15 protein-coding genes are annotated in these 15,150 nt (G+C 56.2%); 4 read left to right on the forward strand and 11 right to left on the reverse strand.

Going from position 1 to position 15,150, the window contains the following annotated elements; translation table 11 throughout:
* Positions 1 to 429: 429 nt before the first annotated feature.
* The 7 genes from AC0LWT_RS12790 to AC0LWT_RS12820 form a co-directional block, all read right to left on the reverse strand.
* Positions 430 to 717: a ferredoxin family protein gene (locus AC0LWT_RS12790; protein WP_474681631.1), complete on the reverse strand. Its 288-nt coding sequence runs from the start codon at positions 715 to 717 to the stop codon at positions 430 to 432.
* Positions 714 to 2,024 carry an FAD-dependent oxidoreductase gene (locus tag AC0LWT_RS12795; protein ID WP_474681632.1) on the reverse strand — a complete coding sequence of 437 codons (1,311 nt, stop codon included), beginning with the start codon at positions 2,022 to 2,024 and terminating at the stop codon, positions 714 to 716. Before AC0LWT_RS12795 ends, AC0LWT_RS12790 begins: the two co-directional genes overlap by 4 nt.
* Entirely contained in the window at positions 2,021 to 3,178 is a 1,158-nt protein-coding gene (locus tag AC0LWT_RS12800) for an electron transfer flavoprotein subunit alpha/FixB family protein (protein WP_474681633.1), read from the reverse strand. Before AC0LWT_RS12800 ends, AC0LWT_RS12795 begins: the two co-directional genes overlap by 4 nt.
* Positions 3,179 to 3,214: 36 nt before the next feature.
* The gene (locus AC0LWT_RS12805; RefSeq protein WP_474681634.1) at positions 3,215 to 4,051 is read right to left on the reverse strand and encodes an electron transfer flavoprotein subunit beta/FixA family protein; all 837 of its coding nucleotides are present in this window, start codon (positions 4,049 to 4,051) and stop codon (positions 3,215 to 3,217) included.
* 845 nt (positions 4,052 to 4,896) lie between these two features.
* On the reverse strand, positions 4,897 to 5,328 hold the full coding sequence (locus tag AC0LWT_RS12810; RefSeq protein ID WP_474681635.1) for a GNAT family N-acetyltransferase: 432 nt from the start codon (positions 5,326 to 5,328) through the stop codon (positions 4,897 to 4,899).
* A gap of 15 nt (positions 5,329 to 5,343) precedes the next feature.
* Positions 5,344 to 5,994 carry an HAD family hydrolase gene (locus AC0LWT_RS12815; protein WP_474681636.1) on the reverse strand — a complete coding sequence of 217 codons (651 nt, stop codon included), beginning with the start codon at positions 5,992 to 5,994 and terminating at the stop codon, positions 5,344 to 5,346.
* Positions 5,995 to 6,037: 43 nt separating this feature from the next.
* A complete protein-coding gene (locus AC0LWT_RS12820) occupies positions 6,038 to 6,997 on the reverse strand; it encodes a sugar-binding transcriptional regulator (RefSeq protein ID WP_474681637.1) in 960 nt (319 codons plus the stop codon).
* Positions 6,998 to 7,162: 165 nt separating this feature from the next.
* Here AC0LWT_RS12820 and trpB point away from each other — a divergent pair, with 165 nt between their 5' ends.
* The 3 genes from trpB to AC0LWT_RS12835 all read left to right on the forward strand — a co-directional run bounded on the left by trpB (position 7,163) and on the right by AC0LWT_RS12835 (position 9,859).
* Complete coding sequence (gene trpB / locus AC0LWT_RS12825; RefSeq protein WP_474681638.1) at positions 7,163 to 8,365, forward strand: tryptophan synthase subunit beta; 1,203 nt, start codon at positions 7,163 to 7,165, stop codon at positions 8,363 to 8,365.
* Complete coding sequence (gene trpA, locus AC0LWT_RS12830) at positions 8,362 to 9,177, forward strand: tryptophan synthase subunit alpha (protein WP_474681639.1); 816 nt, start codon at positions 8,362 to 8,364, stop codon at positions 9,175 to 9,177. Before trpB ends, trpA begins: the two co-directional genes overlap by 4 nt.
* A gap of 511 nt (positions 9,178 to 9,688) precedes the next feature.
* Positions 9,689 to 9,859: a hypothetical protein gene (locus AC0LWT_RS12835; RefSeq protein WP_474681640.1), complete on the forward strand. Its 171-nt coding sequence runs from the start codon at positions 9,689 to 9,691 to the stop codon at positions 9,857 to 9,859.
* A 485-nt stretch (positions 9,860 to 10,344) separates the two neighbouring features.
* On the opposite strand, the gene AC0LWT_RS12840 is transcribed toward AC0LWT_RS12835, so the two are convergent.
* Positions 10,345 to 11,667 (reverse strand): MFS transporter, encoded by a 1,323-nt coding sequence (locus AC0LWT_RS12840; RefSeq protein WP_474681641.1) that lies wholly within the window; start codon positions 11,665 to 11,667, stop codon positions 10,345 to 10,347.
* A 179-nt stretch (positions 11,668 to 11,846) separates the two neighbouring features.
* Between AC0LWT_RS12840 and AC0LWT_RS12845 the strand changes: the two genes are divergently transcribed.
* Positions 11,847 to 12,611: a sulfite exporter TauE/SafE family protein gene (locus tag AC0LWT_RS12845; protein ID WP_474681642.1), complete on the forward strand. Its 765-nt coding sequence runs from the start codon at positions 11,847 to 11,849 to the stop codon at positions 12,609 to 12,611.
* 96 nt (positions 12,612 to 12,707) lie between these two features.
* On the opposite strand, the gene AC0LWT_RS12850 is transcribed toward AC0LWT_RS12845, so the two are convergent.
* The 3 genes from AC0LWT_RS12850 to AC0LWT_RS12860 all read right to left on the reverse strand — a co-directional run bounded on the left by AC0LWT_RS12850 (position 12,708) and on the right by AC0LWT_RS12860 (position 14,768).
* Positions 12,708 to 13,217 carry a GNAT family N-acetyltransferase gene (locus AC0LWT_RS12850; RefSeq protein ID WP_474681643.1) on the reverse strand — a complete coding sequence of 170 codons (510 nt, stop codon included), beginning with the start codon at positions 13,215 to 13,217 and terminating at the stop codon, positions 12,708 to 12,710.
* 82 nt (positions 13,218 to 13,299) lie between these two features.
* A complete protein-coding gene (locus tag AC0LWT_RS12855) occupies positions 13,300 to 14,055 on the reverse strand; it encodes an ABC transporter permease (protein WP_474681644.1) in 756 nt (251 codons plus the stop codon).
* Positions 14,043 to 14,768 (reverse strand): ABC transporter ATP-binding protein, encoded by a 726-nt coding sequence (locus tag AC0LWT_RS12860; protein WP_474681688.1) that lies wholly within the window; start codon positions 14,766 to 14,768, stop codon positions 14,043 to 14,045. The genes AC0LWT_RS12855 and AC0LWT_RS12860 overlap by 13 nt, the downstream gene beginning before the upstream one ends.
* Between the last annotated feature and the right edge of the window lie 382 nt (positions 14,769 to 15,150).

Genomic DNA, 15,150 nt, shown 5'->3' on the forward strand with positions numbered 1-15,150 from the left:
CCAGTCGTGCAGTCCCACGACCTACACCGGGAGAGGCGGGTGCCCAGATAAAGCGGCTGTTCCCCAAATCAGTCACACTCTTTCCCCTAGCGTTCACAGAGAGTCGCGACTTACTCAACAGCCTGACAATTGCTGGCTGTTTCATAGAGAATTTCTCCCACTTTTGCAGGTTTTGGCGGGCTGTAGAGAATCGTGCCAATGCCAAAACCCGCAAAAACAAACAACAACACGCCTTTTGCCTTGCGCAAATTGCGTGTTGTTGCCCGAAGGCTGCGCCTCAGCTTTTTTTTCGCGGGTCGCGGGTTGTGCGGGGCGCACTTCCCGGCTCGTAAGCTGCCCAGCCTTTTTTTCGCAGCCTCGTGGATTGCTAGGCGCACTTCCCGGCTCGTGACCGCTCAGCGTTTTTGCACTTCCCCGTTCGCGGGCCGTTCAGCCGAATTTGTACGTGATCCCGTACCCGCCCTTCGGATACACCCATTCGATATTGTTCGAAGGGCAGGCAATCCGGCACGTGCCGCATTCGATGCAGTTTTCGAAGGCGACAGTCGTCACCTTTTGTTTTTTATCCCATTCATACACGTCGGACGGGCAAAAATAGTTGCAATCTTTGGTCGTGCAGCTGATGCAGGTCTGTTTTTCCTTGATGATCAAATGGGACTGGGTATCGCATTTGTAACGAATCGTAAAAAGCTTCTCCGCAACGTCGCTTCCGCTCATCCGTTCATCGCCCTCCATCCCTTAAGTCCGAGCTTCATTAAATTCAGCGTCCCTCCGGCTGCGCCTTTGATCAGGCCGGCGGCCATTTTCTGCTTATCCGCCTTGGAGACGCCGTCAATGAGAAACATATTGTAAGCGGCCTCGTTCAAAGCTCTCGGCAGCTTGTCGAACAGGAGCTCGGGGTCCTGTTCCTTGAGGAAGTGGTGCATGCCCCTGTACTTTTTCAAATCTTTGTGAATGAACGATTCGCGGATTTTTCGGTCGTACGCCTGAAGCGAAGCGGCCGAGAAATTGCCGCGCGCCCGGGCTTCGATAATGGCCTCGCCGGCCAGACGCCCGGACGTCATCGCCAGATTCGTGCCTTCGCGGTGCACGAAATTGATCAACTGCGCGGCGTCCCCGCAGACGCACCAGCCGCTGCCCGAAAGCGGAGGAATCGAATGGAAGCCGCCCTCCGGGATCAAATGGCCCGAGTACTCTTTCGTCTCCCCGCCCTGGATCAGCTTGCGGATCATCGGGTGCTGCTTGACGGCATCGAGAATCGCGTACGGCTTCACTTTTTTGTCCCGCAGGTGGTTCACCATCACTCCGACGCCAAGCGAAATCGTTTCCTTGTTCGTGTACAAAAAGCCCATGCCCGCCATACCGAGCGAAGTTTCTCCCATGAACTCAATCGTCACGCCTTCATCACCTTCGAGGCCGAAACGGTCCTCGATTTTCTCTTTGGGCAGGGCGATCACTTCCTTAACCGCCAGCGACACTTCGTCAGGCTGCCATTCCCGGTGGATGCCCATCGCTTTGCCCAGCAGCGAATTGACGCCATCGGCGATGACGACGACATCGGCGTACAAATCGCCGTCCTCGCGGTCCGTGCGCACGCCGACCACCTTGTCGCCTTCCCGGATGACATCGAGAGCTACGGTCTCGTAGATCGGCAGAGCCCCCGCTGCGACCGCTTTTTCCGCAAACCATTGATCGAACTTGACGCGCAGCCCCGTAAAACAGTTGAAAGGCTCCTTATACGCCTCGTTCCGGTGCCCGAAAGTGACCATCGATTCCTTGCCCATCATCCAGATGCGCTGCTCCACAATGTAGCGTTCCATCGGGAAATTTTTTTCTTTCCAAAATTCGGGGACGAGCTCTTCGATCTGCTTGCGGTACAGCACGCCGCCAAAAATATTTTTGGCTCCGGGAAATTCTCCCCGCTCCAGCAGCACGACGGACAGCCCCGCCCGCGCCATCGTCAGCGCCGCCGCCGCACCGGCCGGCCCTCCGCCGACGACGATAGCGTCAAACTTTTCGTTCATCGCGATTCGCTCCTTTCACGCTCAAAACTCCCGGAAGGCGTCCCGGATGACGGCTTGGATGCGGCCGGGGCCGCCGTCCGATCCGTCAGGGGCGCTCCGAACAACGTTCGCCGCTTGCGGACCTCTTCCGTTATGGCGGGCACGATTTTGAACAAATCGCCGACAATGCCATAATGCGCGAACTGGAAAATGGGCGCCTTGTCGTCTTTGTTGATCGCCACGACAATTTCCGAATTTCCCATGCCGACCGTATGCTGCACAGCGCCGGAGATCCCGACGGCAAAATAAAGCTTCGGCCTCACGGTCGCGCCGGTCTGGCCGACCTGATGCTCGTGCTTGATCCATCCCGCATCGACCGCCGCGCGGGATGCTCCGACGACGCCGCCGAGCGCATCCGCCAGCTCGCGGAGCAGCGCAAAAGCCTCAGGCCCGCCCAGCCCGCGGCCGCCGCTGACGATAATCTCGGCTTCCTCGAGATTAACGCCCCCGCTGTCGCGCAGGAAGTCGAGCACCTGCGCGGCAATCTCTTCCTCGCGCATCGCGCACTCGATGCGCACGATCTCGCCCTGGCGCTGTACGTCCTTCGGCAGCGCCTGAAACACCCCGGCGCGCGCCGTAGCCATTTGCGGCCGGTACTGCTTGCAGAGGATGGTGGCCATCATCTTCTCGGAAAAAGCCGGGCGGCTCGCCAGCAGCAGCCTCGACGGCGGCGGCTCGACGTCGAGCTCCGTCGTGTCCGCCGTCAGCCCCGTCGGCAGGTGCGTCGCAATCGCGCCCGCCAGGTCGCGGCCCGTCGCCGTCGCGCCGAACAGCACGATCTCGGGCTTCGCCTCCTCGATCAGCTTCAGGCATACCCGGCTGTAAGGCCGGGTTCTGTACGCGCGAAGCTCGGGGGCTTCGCATAAATAAACCCGGTCCGCGCCGTAATGCACGGCTTCCTCGGCGAGGTGCGCCACCTGCTCGCCGATGACGAGCGCCATGAGCGGCACGTCCAGCTTGGCAGCCAGCTTGCGGCCTTCGCCGAGCAGCTGCCAGGACACCTTTTTCGCTTCGCCGTCCCGCTGCTCCACCACGATCAGCACCCCGCGATAGGCCGACCAGTCCGGCATCGTTTCGTCCCTTTCCCTTTGACCGTCCGCTTGCTCTTTCGCCATGAGTTCACTCTCCTTCTCATCGTTATTCGTGCGCGCTCAAGACGTCCAGCCCAGACGGCCCGGCAAATCCGCTTCCCACAACCGGTCAGCCAATCGGGCGGCCGCAGCTTCCGGCGTGTCCCAAGCGATCATCTGCGCGTTCACCGCCCTTGCTTCCGGTACCCACGTTTTGGCGACAATCGTCGGCGAGCCCTTCAGACCGATTTTGGCCCGTTCCAAATCGGGAAAATCCGCCGTCGTCCAGACAACAGGCTTATAGCGGGCGGCGCGAATCATTCCCGGCATTGAAGCTCTGCGCACCTTGTTCAGCTCTTTGAGCGCCGTTATCAGAACCGGCATGCTTGTCTCCACGACCTCCACGCCGTCCTCCAGCAGCCGGTGGACGGTCACTTTTCGCCGCTGCTCATTTACCTGCACCACTTTGTTCACATAAGTCAGCTGCTCCAAATCAAGCCTGCAGGCGACCCCCGGTCCGACTTGGCCGGTATCTCCGTCGAGCGTCTGCTTTCCGCAAAAAACGATGTCCGCCTTGCCCCAGGTTTGTTCGATTTTGCGGATCGCCGCCGCGACCACATAAGACGTAGCCAGCGTGTCCGCCCCGGCAAAGCCGCGGTCTGTAACCAAAACCGCTTCATCCGCGCCGAGCGAGATGCATTCCTTTAGTCCCTTTTCCGCCGGAGGCGGCCCCATCGTAATGACCGTTACTTTGGCGCCATGCTGATCTTTGATGCGCAGCGCCTCTTCCAAACCGTGCATGTCATAAAAATTGACAATACTCGGGACCCCTTGGCGGATCAATGTGTTATTTTTGGGATCAATCCGGATTTCCCGGCTGTCGGGCACCTGCTTGATACACACAACAATATGCAGCATCCTGCATCCTCCTGTTCTGTAACGAAGCTTTTCCACGCAGTCGCAGTCGCAATCGCTCCATGGAGTCTGGCGGGCAAAGTTACTTTTGCGCATACCGGGGTGAATCATGACTGCATATATGCCGCCCATGCTGCACTACAACCTGTCATTTCGCATATGTACCTTCTACTGAGTTCACCGGACAGACTCCAAGATGCATTTGTGAAATTTGTCACTTATACGATTGAGTGATATCGCTTACACATATACATGACGATAATCCTATTCCTCATCAATATATGCAAGCTTACTTCAGTGATGACACACGTTTTTCCGGTCTGGGAGTCTGGCGGGCGGAGATGCTTTTGTGCTCATGACTGCATGCTGCCGCTTACGCTGCATCATGTATACCTTCAACGCGGTTCATCGGACAGACTCCTGGCCGGAAAACCTGCGAAAGTACAGGCTTTTTCGATGAAAACGGTTCGTTTTTGGAAAAGCCTGCAATTGTGCAGGAATTATCCGCCATGAAGGGGTTGAGCCCTGCGATTTAGCGAAAAGCCTGCAGATTTGCAGGCTTTTCCCGTAGCAAGCGTACTGGGGGGGAAAAAAGATGTACTTTTGCAGGCTTTTTGAGGACTGCCCTGATCTGGAAAAACAAATTTGCTTGTCTTGGAGTCTGGCGGGTCTACTCAGTTCATCGGACAGACTCCTAAGTCGCGGCATCCCCGTAAGAAGACGCCATCCCCGATTTCCTTCTGACCAAAACGGAAAAATCCTGCCCGAAAACAAAAAATTCCCGGCCGGGCAATTGGAGGCGGTTAAGCCTGCCAATGCGGCAGCCGGGCATCTTCAACGCGGGGAGTTCAATCCTCGTTTTCCTCCGTATCGTACGTGCAAATGAAGCGCTCCACACCAGGATACTTTTCGCCAAGGCTGGCAATTACGAATCCAATGCTTCTGTAAAATTCAACCGCCTCTTCGTCCGTTTCGGCAATGATTCGGTCCGGTTTCATAAGCTCAATCACTTCAAGAATTTGTCCGCGTCCGAAGCCCGCTCCTCTGCTGTCCGGTTTAACGGCAAGGTGGACGATCGTCAGCTCGTTGTCCTCGCTCATGCGGAAGCCGATCAGCCCCACCAAATACCCCTCCGACTCGTATCCGTACAGTTGCAGCTCCGCATCGGTTTTGTAAGACTCTATCGCTTGTTCCAACGCATCCGGGTCCGGAAACGTGCTGTAGCCGAGGAGCTCCTGAATTTCGCTATCTTGCAATCTTGATTTGATATTTATCAGCATTTGTTATTTCTCCTTTTAGACGTAATCCAGCACCTGCCGGATGTCGGTAATTTCCGCCGCCGGCCGCACTCCTTTGTCTGCCATTTGCCGACGGTCGGTCTTGTACCCGATAAACGGAACGTTCGCATCCATGGCGGCTTTGGCGTCAATCCATGAGTCGCCGACCGCTATCCATTCATCCGCCGACAGCTGCGGAAATTGCCGCATGGCATAAATAAAACCCGAAGGCGACGGCTTCATGGCCTTCATCTGTTCCCGGCCGACAATGAGGTCGAACAAATGGGCAATGCCGGTAGTTTCCAGCGCTTTGACCGCAGCCGCCAAGGAGTTGTTCGTGACGATCGTCATGACGTACCCGCCATGCAACGCTAGCAGCAGCTCGGCGGCCCCCGCTTCAAGCCCGGCGCCCTCCATTCCGGCCGTTTCATGACGTGAGGCAATCCGCATCACTTCCTCGTACATGCCGTCCGTCATGCCAAGCTCTCCGGCCTGCTCGATGATCGTCGATGAAGTGTGCCGCTCGACGGGAAAGTCCGCAGGAAGCACGTTCCGGCTCGTCAAATAGCCGGCAATTTCCCGCTTCATCGCAGCAAAGTCAATGCTGGACTTGAGCAGGGTGTTGTCCATATCGAAAATGATCCCTTTGCATGCGCCCTTGATCTTCATCGCTCTCCTCCATAATCTCCGCTGAACAGGCATCTCAACCGTCTCACACCGGGTGAGACCGGTGCCAGTCCAGCACCTGCTGCGCGGTCGTCATGTCGGTTATCAAGGTGTCGATCCAGCGGCCCCGCAGCGCTGCCGCGATCGCCTGGACTTTCTCCGCGCCGTGCGCCACGGCGATGATGTTCGGGATGCCCCGCAGCAGCGCGGCGCTCAATCCGATCATGCGCGATTCGCCCGGATAGGCGATCGCCTCCCCGCGCTCGTTAATAAAAGAAGTGCATATATTGGCGACCGCCCCCAGAGCGCGGACTTCCTCCAGTTCTTTGCGCTCCATATGCCCCGATTGAACGATCGTCGCTTGTGCGGTTGCCTGCCCGATGCCGACAAACGCTCTGTCCGCCCGGGCGGCAAGCTCCAGCACCTGCGAAATCCCGCTCTCGCCAAGCAGCACGTCGCGCGCCTGGCCGGACGCAACGATTGCGGGCGCGTTGAGCTGCCAGTAGCGAGATTTCAGCTTTTCGCCCAAAGTTCTCGCATTGGAATTCGCATGCCAGTCTGCGCCCGCGGCTCCCCATCCGCCGATGATCGGCACGAACTGCAGGTGCTTTTGCGTCGAGTAATGCATTTCAGCGGCAACAGCGGCTATGGTTTTGCCTGCCATCACGCCTACGACGTCCCCGTCCTTCAGCCCGTTTTCCAGCAGCACTGCGCCGGATCTGGCCAATTGAAGCTCCAATAACTGCCGGTCCGCGCCCGGAACGTGAACGACAAGCGCATCGTGGATGCCGAAAGCTTCGATCAGTTCTTTTTCAACTTGCTGTTCTTCGGAAAAAGGGTTTTTAATCGTAATCTGTACGATTCCTTCCGCCTTCGCAGCGCTCAACATCCGGCTGATCTGCGGCCGGGAAATGCCCAGTCTTTCCGCTATGTCCTGCTGATTCAGACCGTCTATGTAATACAAGGTGCTGACTTTGACCCAAAGCCGCATTTTTTCGTCCGCCATGTCCGAACCGTTCCTTCCGATTGTGGCAATTTAGGGTATACGCCCATGCTATCACATTGCTGGTTCCGTTTTCTATCCTGAACAAATGTTCATCGTTGAATTAATGTTCAGTCCGTTTTATACTCAACACAAATCCACCCCAACCAATAGAAAGGATGAATCAAAATGGCGATTACAAGCAATATCGCGGCACCCGGCAAATTCGGGGAATACGGCGGCAAATACGTTCCGGAAACTTTGATGCATGCGCTGACCGAGCTGGAGCAGGCTTTCAACCGTTACGCGGAGCAGCCGGATTTTGTGCAGGAAATGCAGCATTTGCTGCACGATTACTCGGGCAGGCCTACGCCTCTTTATGAGGCTGAGCGCCTTGGCAAGCAGCTTGGAGGTGCGCGCATTTTCCTGAAAAGGGAGGATCTCAATCACACCGGAGCCCACAAAATCAACAACACGATCGGTCAGGGGCTGCTCGCCAAAAAAATGGGCAAGAAAAAAATCGTCGCGGAAACAGGTGCCGGCCAGCATGGCGTCGCTACCGCCACCGTCTGCGCGCTGCTCGGCCTCGAATGCAAAATTTTCATGGGGGAAGAGGACATCAAGCGGCAAAAGCTGAACGTGCACCGCATGCGAATGCTGGGCGCCGAAGTTGTGCCCGTCACATCCGGCTCCCGCACTTTGAAGGATGCAGGCAATGAGACGATGCGTTACTGGGTCGCTAATGTGGAGGACACGTTCATGCTTTTCGGCACTGCGGCGGGACCGCATCCGTATCCGCTGATGGTGCGGAAATTTCAAAAAATCATCGGGGAAGAAACGAAATCGCAAATTGCCGCAAAAGCGGGCCGGCTCCCGGACACCGTCATCGCCTGCGTCGGCGGCGGCAGCAATGCGATCGGCATGTTCCACCCTTTTCGCAATGATGCGGGCGTCGCGCTTGTCGGTGTGGAAGCCGGCGGCCTTGGCCTCGAAACGGAGGCGCATGCCGCGACTTTATCCAAAGGAACCCCCGGCGTGTTCCAGGGGTCTTACAGCTACGTGCTCCAGGACCGCCACGGTCAGGTAAAAGAGGCGCATTCGATCAGCGCCGGGCTGGATTACCCGGGAGTAGGGCCCGAGCATGCTTTTTTGAAGGAAAGCGGCCGGGTGCAGTACTGCTCCATTACGGATCAGGAGGCTTTGGAGGCTCTGTTGCTGTTGTGCCGCACCGAGGGCATTATTCCCGCCCTGGAGAGCGCGCACGCCGTGGCGCAAGCGGTGAAATTGGCGCCCGGGCTGCCCCGGGACCATATCATGGTCGTCTGCTTGTCCGGCCGAGGCGATAAAGACGTGGAAACGATAGCTGAGTACCAAGGAGGACACCCGGAATGAATCCCATTGATTTGACTTTTGCCCGGCTGCGCCAGGAACGGCGCACCGCTTTTATTCCATTCGTCACGGTCGGCGATCCGAGTCTGGACGCAACGGTCGACATTTTGCTGGCGCTGCAGGATGGCGGAGCCAGCATGATCGAGCTCGGCATCCCGTACTCCGATCCGTTGGCCGACGGCCCGGTCATTCAGCGCTCTTCGCAGAGGGCACTCGCAGGCAACGTGACGCTGGCCGACGCTGCGGCTTGTGCTGCATTGGCCAAGGAACGGGGGCTGACCGTTCCGCTTTTGCTGTTTACCTACTATAACCCGGTTCTGCAAACGGGTTTGGACGCCGCATTTGGAATGATGCGCGACCACGGGATCAGCGGGATCATCATACCCGATCTCCCTTTTGAAGAGAGCGGCCAGGCGCAGGCGGTGTCGGAATCATACGGCATTCATCTCATTCCTTTGGCGGCGCTGACCTCCAAAGAACGAGTGCAGCAAATCGCCGAGCGTGCAAAAGGTTTCATATACTGCGTCTCATCCATCGGCGTCACCGGAATGCGTTCCGAGCTGCACACCGAGCTGGAGTCGTTCGTGCAGCTCGTCAAGCAGACCGGCGGCTTGCCCGCCGCCGTCGGGTTCGGCATTTCCCGCCCCGAGCAGTATGAAGCCGTCTCCCGTTATGCGGACGGCGTCATTGTCGGCAGCGCCATCGTCGACGCGATTGAGCGGCAGGGCGATGCATGGCTGCACCCGGCCAGCCGCAAGGAGGCCCTCGCGAACGTCAAAGATTTCGTGCTGCGGTTAACCGGCGCAGCCAAATAAGCGCAAAGAAAGGGGGCATAGTCCCCCTTCCTTGCGCTTAGCCTATTCTGCCCCCTGCGGACGAGCTGCCACTGGGGGATTTTGCTTGCTCCGCGACTCCTGCTAACGCGCCAAAGAAACCGTCGCAAACCCTTCAGCGGCACAAATTGCTTTGTCCGCTATCGCTTATTTGCAGGAACCCCTCGTCCTTTTGCAAAATCGCCGGTCCAGACAAGCCAGCTTTGCCCCCTTAATCCACCATTATTTGGATGCGAAAAGGAAGCCAGTGGAATGCACGGGTAGAGCCACTCGCGAAACGGCTTGGCAGCCGATAAACCTGCGAAAGTCGGGGCTCAGCCGCTCTTCCCCAACCCCCTTCGCTCCTGCATGGGATGCGGAACTCAAGTGGGAAGGGGGATACGGCGGCGTGGCAGAGGAAAAACATGCGTAAGCAGGGCACAGCCGCTCTTCCCCACCCCCCCTTCGCTCCTGCATGGGTTGCGGAACTCAAGTGGGAAGGGGATACGGCAGCGTGGCACAGAAAAAGCCTGCAAAAGTGCAGGCTTTTTCTTTGAAAATGGCTCATTTGGGCGAAAAGCCTGCGATTGTGCAGGAATTTTCGATGAAAATGCATCTGAACCCATGTTCGCGGCGAAAAGCCTGTACAATTGCAGGAATTTGTCGTGGCCGGCGCATCCATTGAGCAAAAACTGCACTTTTGCAGGTTTTCATCACGTAACCGACAGATTGTGCGAACGGCTCTGGCGTGCGGGGGCTCTAGACAGCCTGACTTTTGCAGCCCTTCTCCGCGCTGCCAAGCAGATTGTGCGACTAGCTCTGGCGTGTGGGGCTCTGGGCGGCCTGACTTCTGCAGCCCACCTCCACCCAACCAGGCAGAATGTGCGAGCGGCTCTGGCGTGTGGGGGCTCTGGACAGCCTGACTTCTGCAGCCCATCTCCACCCAACCACGCGGATGTGCCGCTTCCCGGTATGCGGGTTTCAACAGTCTGGGAGTCTGTCCGCCGGACTTCTAGGTCCCGCAGTTTTAGGCGTATGGCCAGAGAGCAAGCATCTGGCGACTGAGGGTCTCCAAGGCCGGATGGAGCGATGCGGTCATTTCCCGCTCGCCGGGGATGCGCGCAGGCCGCCGTACAGCGAGGCAGCGCACGCGTCGGAAAAGCCGCGGAATCAGCCGCCGCTTTCGACCTCCGTCGTCCGCATGGCGAAAGGAATTGCCAGCGAGACGACGATGGCTATAAAGCCGAAAAGGAACATCCCGTGGATGCCGCTGTAAAATCCCGCCGCTTTGGCAAGAATCGCGCCCATGATCGTAACGCTGACCGCCGTCCCGATATTTCGCGCAAAAAGCTGCAAAGAGGTGGAAATCCCTTTCTCATGCGCGGCGACCAACTGCTGGGAGCCGATCGTCGATACCGTGAATAACATGCCGTACCCCGCGCCAAGCAAGGTCATCGCTGCAAATACATAGTAGAAAGAAGTTCCTTCTTTCATCAAAAACAGCATCGCTCCCGTTGCCACGAGCAGCAAATTGCCGATGACAAGCAGCCGTTTGTAACCGAAGCGCAGCACCCATTTTCCAGCGGGCACGGCCATGACCATCCATCCGATCGAAGTGCCCAGCAGCGCGATTCCGCTGACGAACAGCGAATAGCCTTCCCTCTGCAAAAACAGCGGAATGTAGCTGGAAGTTCCGAACAACGCCGCGCAGGAAATAAACGAACTGACGATCATAACCGCCACGGGACGGTTGCGAAACAAGTGAAGCGGGACGATCGGAGATTGTTGCCTTTTCTCATATGTATAAAAAACAGCCATGACAATGAGCCCCGTGATGCCGTACACAATGGCAAAATGCTGAACGGCGGTAGTGAGCAGCAGCAGACTGATGCCGGCCGCAAACAGAACCGCTCCGGCGTAGTCAACCGGCGAACGTTTGGCCTGGTACACTTCCTTGTAGGGCAGCAGAGTGAGCAGAGCGACGATACAAATAGGAACATTGATGTAAAATATCCAGCGCCAGCTCATATAGGTAACGAAAAAAGTGCCCAATAACGGCGCAAGCACGGCCGACAATCCCCACATCCCGGTAAACAGCGCCTGAACTTTGCCGCGCTGCTCAACCGTGTACAAATCCCCGGCGATAATCATGGGGAACGGCGTCATAATGCCGGCGCCAACGCCCTGGATCGCCCGAAACAGCACAAGCTGCAGCATCGACTGCGAGAAACCGCATAATACCGAGCCCGCCAAAAAGATGACGATCCCTACGGCTAAAATCTTTTTACGCCCGAACAAATCCGACAAACGGCCTGCGACAGGGGCCAGCACCGTGGAAAAAATCATATAGGAAGTAAACGCCCATGCAAACCATTCATCCCCGCCTATTTCTTTGACGATAATCGGCATCGTCGTATTGGCAATGGTCGTATCCATCGAAGATACGAGCATAGCAAGCACGATGCTTACCATAACCATAACCCGGTTTTTCATTGGGTGCAGCCTCCGGCATGTTTAAATTTGTAAAAATAACTACAAAAGATGGACATTCACCCATAATAACATAATCAATATACTGTAACTAGTTATAAAATTTTTCTTTACAAACGGCGCGTGGATAGATAAAATAAATCCAATGCGATTAGTGGGATATCGAATGGGGACATGATAACATGACTATAGGCATCTTACTGATGGGATTATTGGTTGGTTTTTTGGTTGGTTTGACCGGCGTCGGAGGAGCTTCGCTGCTTACCCCGATTTTGATCATGTTCAACGTCAATCCTGCCATTGCGGTAGGGACGGACCTGCTTTATAATTCCATCACCAAGCTTTTCGGAACGATCCAGCACTGGCGGCAGAAAACGATCGATTTTCGGCTCGTCAAATATTTGGCTTACGGCAGCATTCCCGGCGTCATTGTGGCAGTAGCGTCTTTGCACGTATTTCAGTCTTACTACCACAATCAGGAAGTCATCATCAAGCACGCGCTTGGATATGTACTTATTCTCGTTGCTGTAGCTACGCTGTTCAAAGTATTTTTCGGCCATAAAATCAAAGAAAACCGCTGGCAGCTAAAGCCGCTGGAAGAAAAACGCGGACTGACCATCACCCTTGGAGCCGTGTTCGGGTTCATCGTCGGGCTGACTTCGATTGGCTCCGGCTCGCTTTATGCTATTGCAATGCTGTATTTTTTCCGTATGAACACTTCCCTTCTGGTCGGCACGGACATCGCGCACGCGTTTTTTTTGGCGACGACTGCCGGTCTGCTTCACGCCAGCATGGGCAACGTCAATTACTTGCTTGTGTTTAATCTGCTCGCCGGTTCGATTCCGGGAGTTATTGTCGGCAGCATGCTTTCCGCCAAAGCGCCGACGACCGCGCTTCGCACAATTATCGCCAGTCTCGTGCTGATCAGCGGATTGAAGCTGATTTAATCCGTTCGGAGGTTCTTATAAACATGAAAAACGACAAGCCCCTTTTAACAAAATCGGCTTGTCGTTTTTTTAGCTGTACGATGTCCGCTGTCCGTTTTAGACATGAATCGCAAATAAGCAGACTTTTTCACCTGTACCTGCATAGGGGATCACGGCTTCAAAATGCAACCCCAGCTTTTCCAATAGTTTGGCCGACGCATGATTATCTTCGGACGTAATTGCCACAATGCGGTTTAGGCCTAATTCGTTTTGTGCATAACCCATTACTGCGGAAGCAGCCTCAAAGGCATATCCATTCCCCCAGAACCTGGGAAGAAACGCAAATCCAATGTCCGTGTCTTCCATAAAATCCCTTTTCGCCAATCCGCAGATGCCGATCGGGATGCCTCCATTCTTCAGCTCCGTCAAATAAAATCCGAAGCCCAGACGGGCATACATGTCCAGAGCCGCTCTTAAAATATAATCCCGCGCGTCATCGATAGTTTTCACGCCTCTATCGCCTATGTTCCGGATCCAGGAAGGATCGTTCACAAGCTCAAAAATAAAAGCAGCATCTTCAATGGTTTGATGACGAAGAATCAGCCGCTCTGTTTCCAACACTTTCATGACAGATGCCTCCACTCTGATAATCCGGCCGATCGCTTTAACAAAGCCGGAAGTTTTTTAGAGCGGCGGCGCGGCGGTCAGTTCATTTCCGGTCGGCGATCAGCGCCATTTCTTTTGAAAACCACAAACGGTACGTAAGCATGCTCAGCAAAATGCTTGTAATGGCCGCGGATGCGCTGAATGCGAGCATGATCAAAATTTGATAGCGCACCGCTTCTACAGGGTTCGCGCCGGCGACGATCATACCGGTCATCATGCCCGGCAGCTGCACGAGGCCGATCGTTTTCATACCGTCAATCGTAGGTATCATGCTCGATTTGACAGCCCGGCGCAGCGATCTTTGAATCGCTTGCCTGACCGTCGCGCCGAGCGCCAGCAGCGCCTCGATTTCGCCCCGCGACGAATCCACTTCCCGCTTCAAATGATTCAGGAACAGCCCGCATACGACCATCGCATTGCCGACCGTCATACCGCTGATCGGGATGATGTATTGGGATGTCGGTTGAATAATATGCAGTCCCAGCATGAGCGCCATAGTCAACGTCTCCGTCGCGACGATGGCGATAGCGATCCGCAGGCGGACGCCCTTCAGCCCTTTGCCGCGGGTGCCAGCGTTATGCGATGCGATGGCAATCATGACGGCAATGATCAGCAGGTTCAGCAGGATGTTGTTCGATTGGAAAACGAAGTGCAGCACGTATCCGATAAAAAGCAGCTGCAGAGCGCCGCGAATCGCGCCCCAGGCGATGTCTTTTTCCAGGCCGAGCTTTTGCCATCTGGATAGCGCGATTGTAATGGCTACAAAAGTGAGCGTAAAGCCTAAAGCTATTGTGGACATGGCTCGTCCCCCCTCCGGGCAGCCGGATCGGCGCTTGCAACGCCGTCATCCGGGAGAATGTCCGCAATTGTGCCATCGGCCAGGAGCCAGGAACGGTTGCTTATGCTTCGCGCCTGTTCCTCGTCGTGCGTGACCCAGGCGAAAGCCGCCCCCTCCTGCTCGTTCCATTGGAGCAGCATGGCTTCTACGGCATGCTTGCTCTGCGCGTCCAGCGCCGAAGTCGCTTCATCGAGCAGCAGGAAGTCGGGGCGCAGCAGCAAAGAGCGAATGAGCTGCAGCCGCTGCTTTTGCCCGCCGGACAAATCGGCCGCATGGGCCGTCCAGTCCAGCTCCGCGAGTCCGGCCTGCTCCATCAATCGCCGGGCAAGCTTCCGGTCGAATTCGCGCTGATGCAGCCTGCTGACGACGGCCAAATTGTCTTCAACCGTAGCCGGCAGCATAACGGGCATTTGCGGAACGTAGCAAACTTTTTTGCGCCAGTCGTTCGGGCTCCATTTGTCCGCCGGCTGGTCGTGCAAAACAAGCGTGCCGCCGTCCGCCGGCTCCAATCTTGCCAGCACGCGGAGCAAGGTGCTTTTGCCTTGCCCCGAAGGGCCCTGTATCGCAATGCGGTCGCCGCGCTCAATGACGGACGAAATGGAAGCAAAAAGCGGAGTCGTCCCTCCGCTCGGATGATTTTTTTGCAGTCGGTCGATAACAAAAATCGGTTGCAGGTGATTGTCCTCCGCTTACTGAGATAAATGGAATAATATTTAAACTATATCATAGCATGCACGTATCATGCAGCAAAAGAACGTCAGCACCGATGAAGATCGTCCAAAAATGAGCGGCCGCGGTTTAGCGATAGCGTTTCATACGTCGATAGTCAGCACCGATGAAAAAAAGGGATAGCCCGGCTGCCTGCATTTCTGGGTAACCGGACGTTACGAGCAAAAAAACGGAGTCGGCCAGACGGCTAGGGTCGCGGCACCATAGAGAGCGCGGCCTTCCTCGCCGGACGCGTGATTGCACGCATCTCCCAGCGCGCGGTGCTGCGCTGCCTGACGGCGGTCGATCGACCACGCCTTTCATTCTCCGCAGCGCCGCGGAGCTTGT

This window comes from Paenibacillus sp. sgz302164 (assembly GCF_056120505.1).

Excerpts from the sequence above, each read along its gene's own strand:
- AC0LWT_RS12855 (WP_474681644.1), bottom strand. The coding sequence starts at position 14,055 with ATGTCCACAATAGCTTTAGGCTTTACGCTCACTTTTGTAGCCATTACA.
- AC0LWT_RS12800 (WP_474681633.1), bottom strand. The coding sequence starts at position 3,178 with ATGGCGAAAGAGCAAGCGGACGGTCAAAGGGAAAGGGACGAAACGATG.
- AC0LWT_RS12850 (WP_474681643.1), bottom strand. The coding sequence starts at position 13,217 with ATGAAAGTGTTGGAAACAGAGCGGCTGATTCTTCGTCATCAAACCATT.
- AC0LWT_RS12840 (WP_474681641.1), bottom strand. The coding sequence starts at position 11,667 with ATGAAAAACCGGGTTATGGTTATGGTAAGCATCGTGCTTGCTATGCTC.
- AC0LWT_RS12815 (WP_474681636.1), bottom strand. The coding sequence starts at position 5,994 with ATGAAGATCAAGGGCGCATGCAAAGGGATCATTTTCGATATGGACAAC.
- AC0LWT_RS12810 (WP_474681635.1), bottom strand. The coding sequence starts at position 5,328 with ATGCTGATAAATATCAAATCAAGATTGCAAGATAGCGAAATTCAGGAG.
- AC0LWT_RS12805 (WP_474681634.1), bottom strand. The coding sequence starts at position 4,051 with ATGCTGCATATTGTTGTGTGTATCAAGCAGGTGCCCGACAGCCGGGAA.
- AC0LWT_RS12820 (WP_474681637.1), bottom strand. The coding sequence starts at position 6,997 with ATGGCGGACGAAAAAATGCGGCTTTGGGTCAAAGTCAGCACCTTGTAT.
- trpB (WP_474681638.1), top strand. The coding sequence starts at position 7,163 with ATGGCGATTACAAGCAATATCGCGGCACCCGGCAAATTCGGGGAATAC.
- AC0LWT_RS12795 (WP_474681632.1), bottom strand. The coding sequence starts at position 2,024 with ATGAACGAAAAGTTTGACGCTATCGTCGTCGGCGGAGGGCCGGCCGGT.
- AC0LWT_RS12845 (WP_474681642.1), top strand. The coding sequence starts at position 11,847 with ATGACTATAGGCATCTTACTGATGGGATTATTGGTTGGTTTTTTGGTT.
- AC0LWT_RS12790 (WP_474681631.1), bottom strand. The coding sequence starts at position 717 with ATGAGCGGAAGCGACGTTGCGGAGAAGCTTTTTACGATTCGTTACAAA.
- trpA (WP_474681639.1), top strand. The coding sequence starts at position 8,362 with ATGAATCCCATTGATTTGACTTTTGCCCGGCTGCGCCAGGAACGGCGC.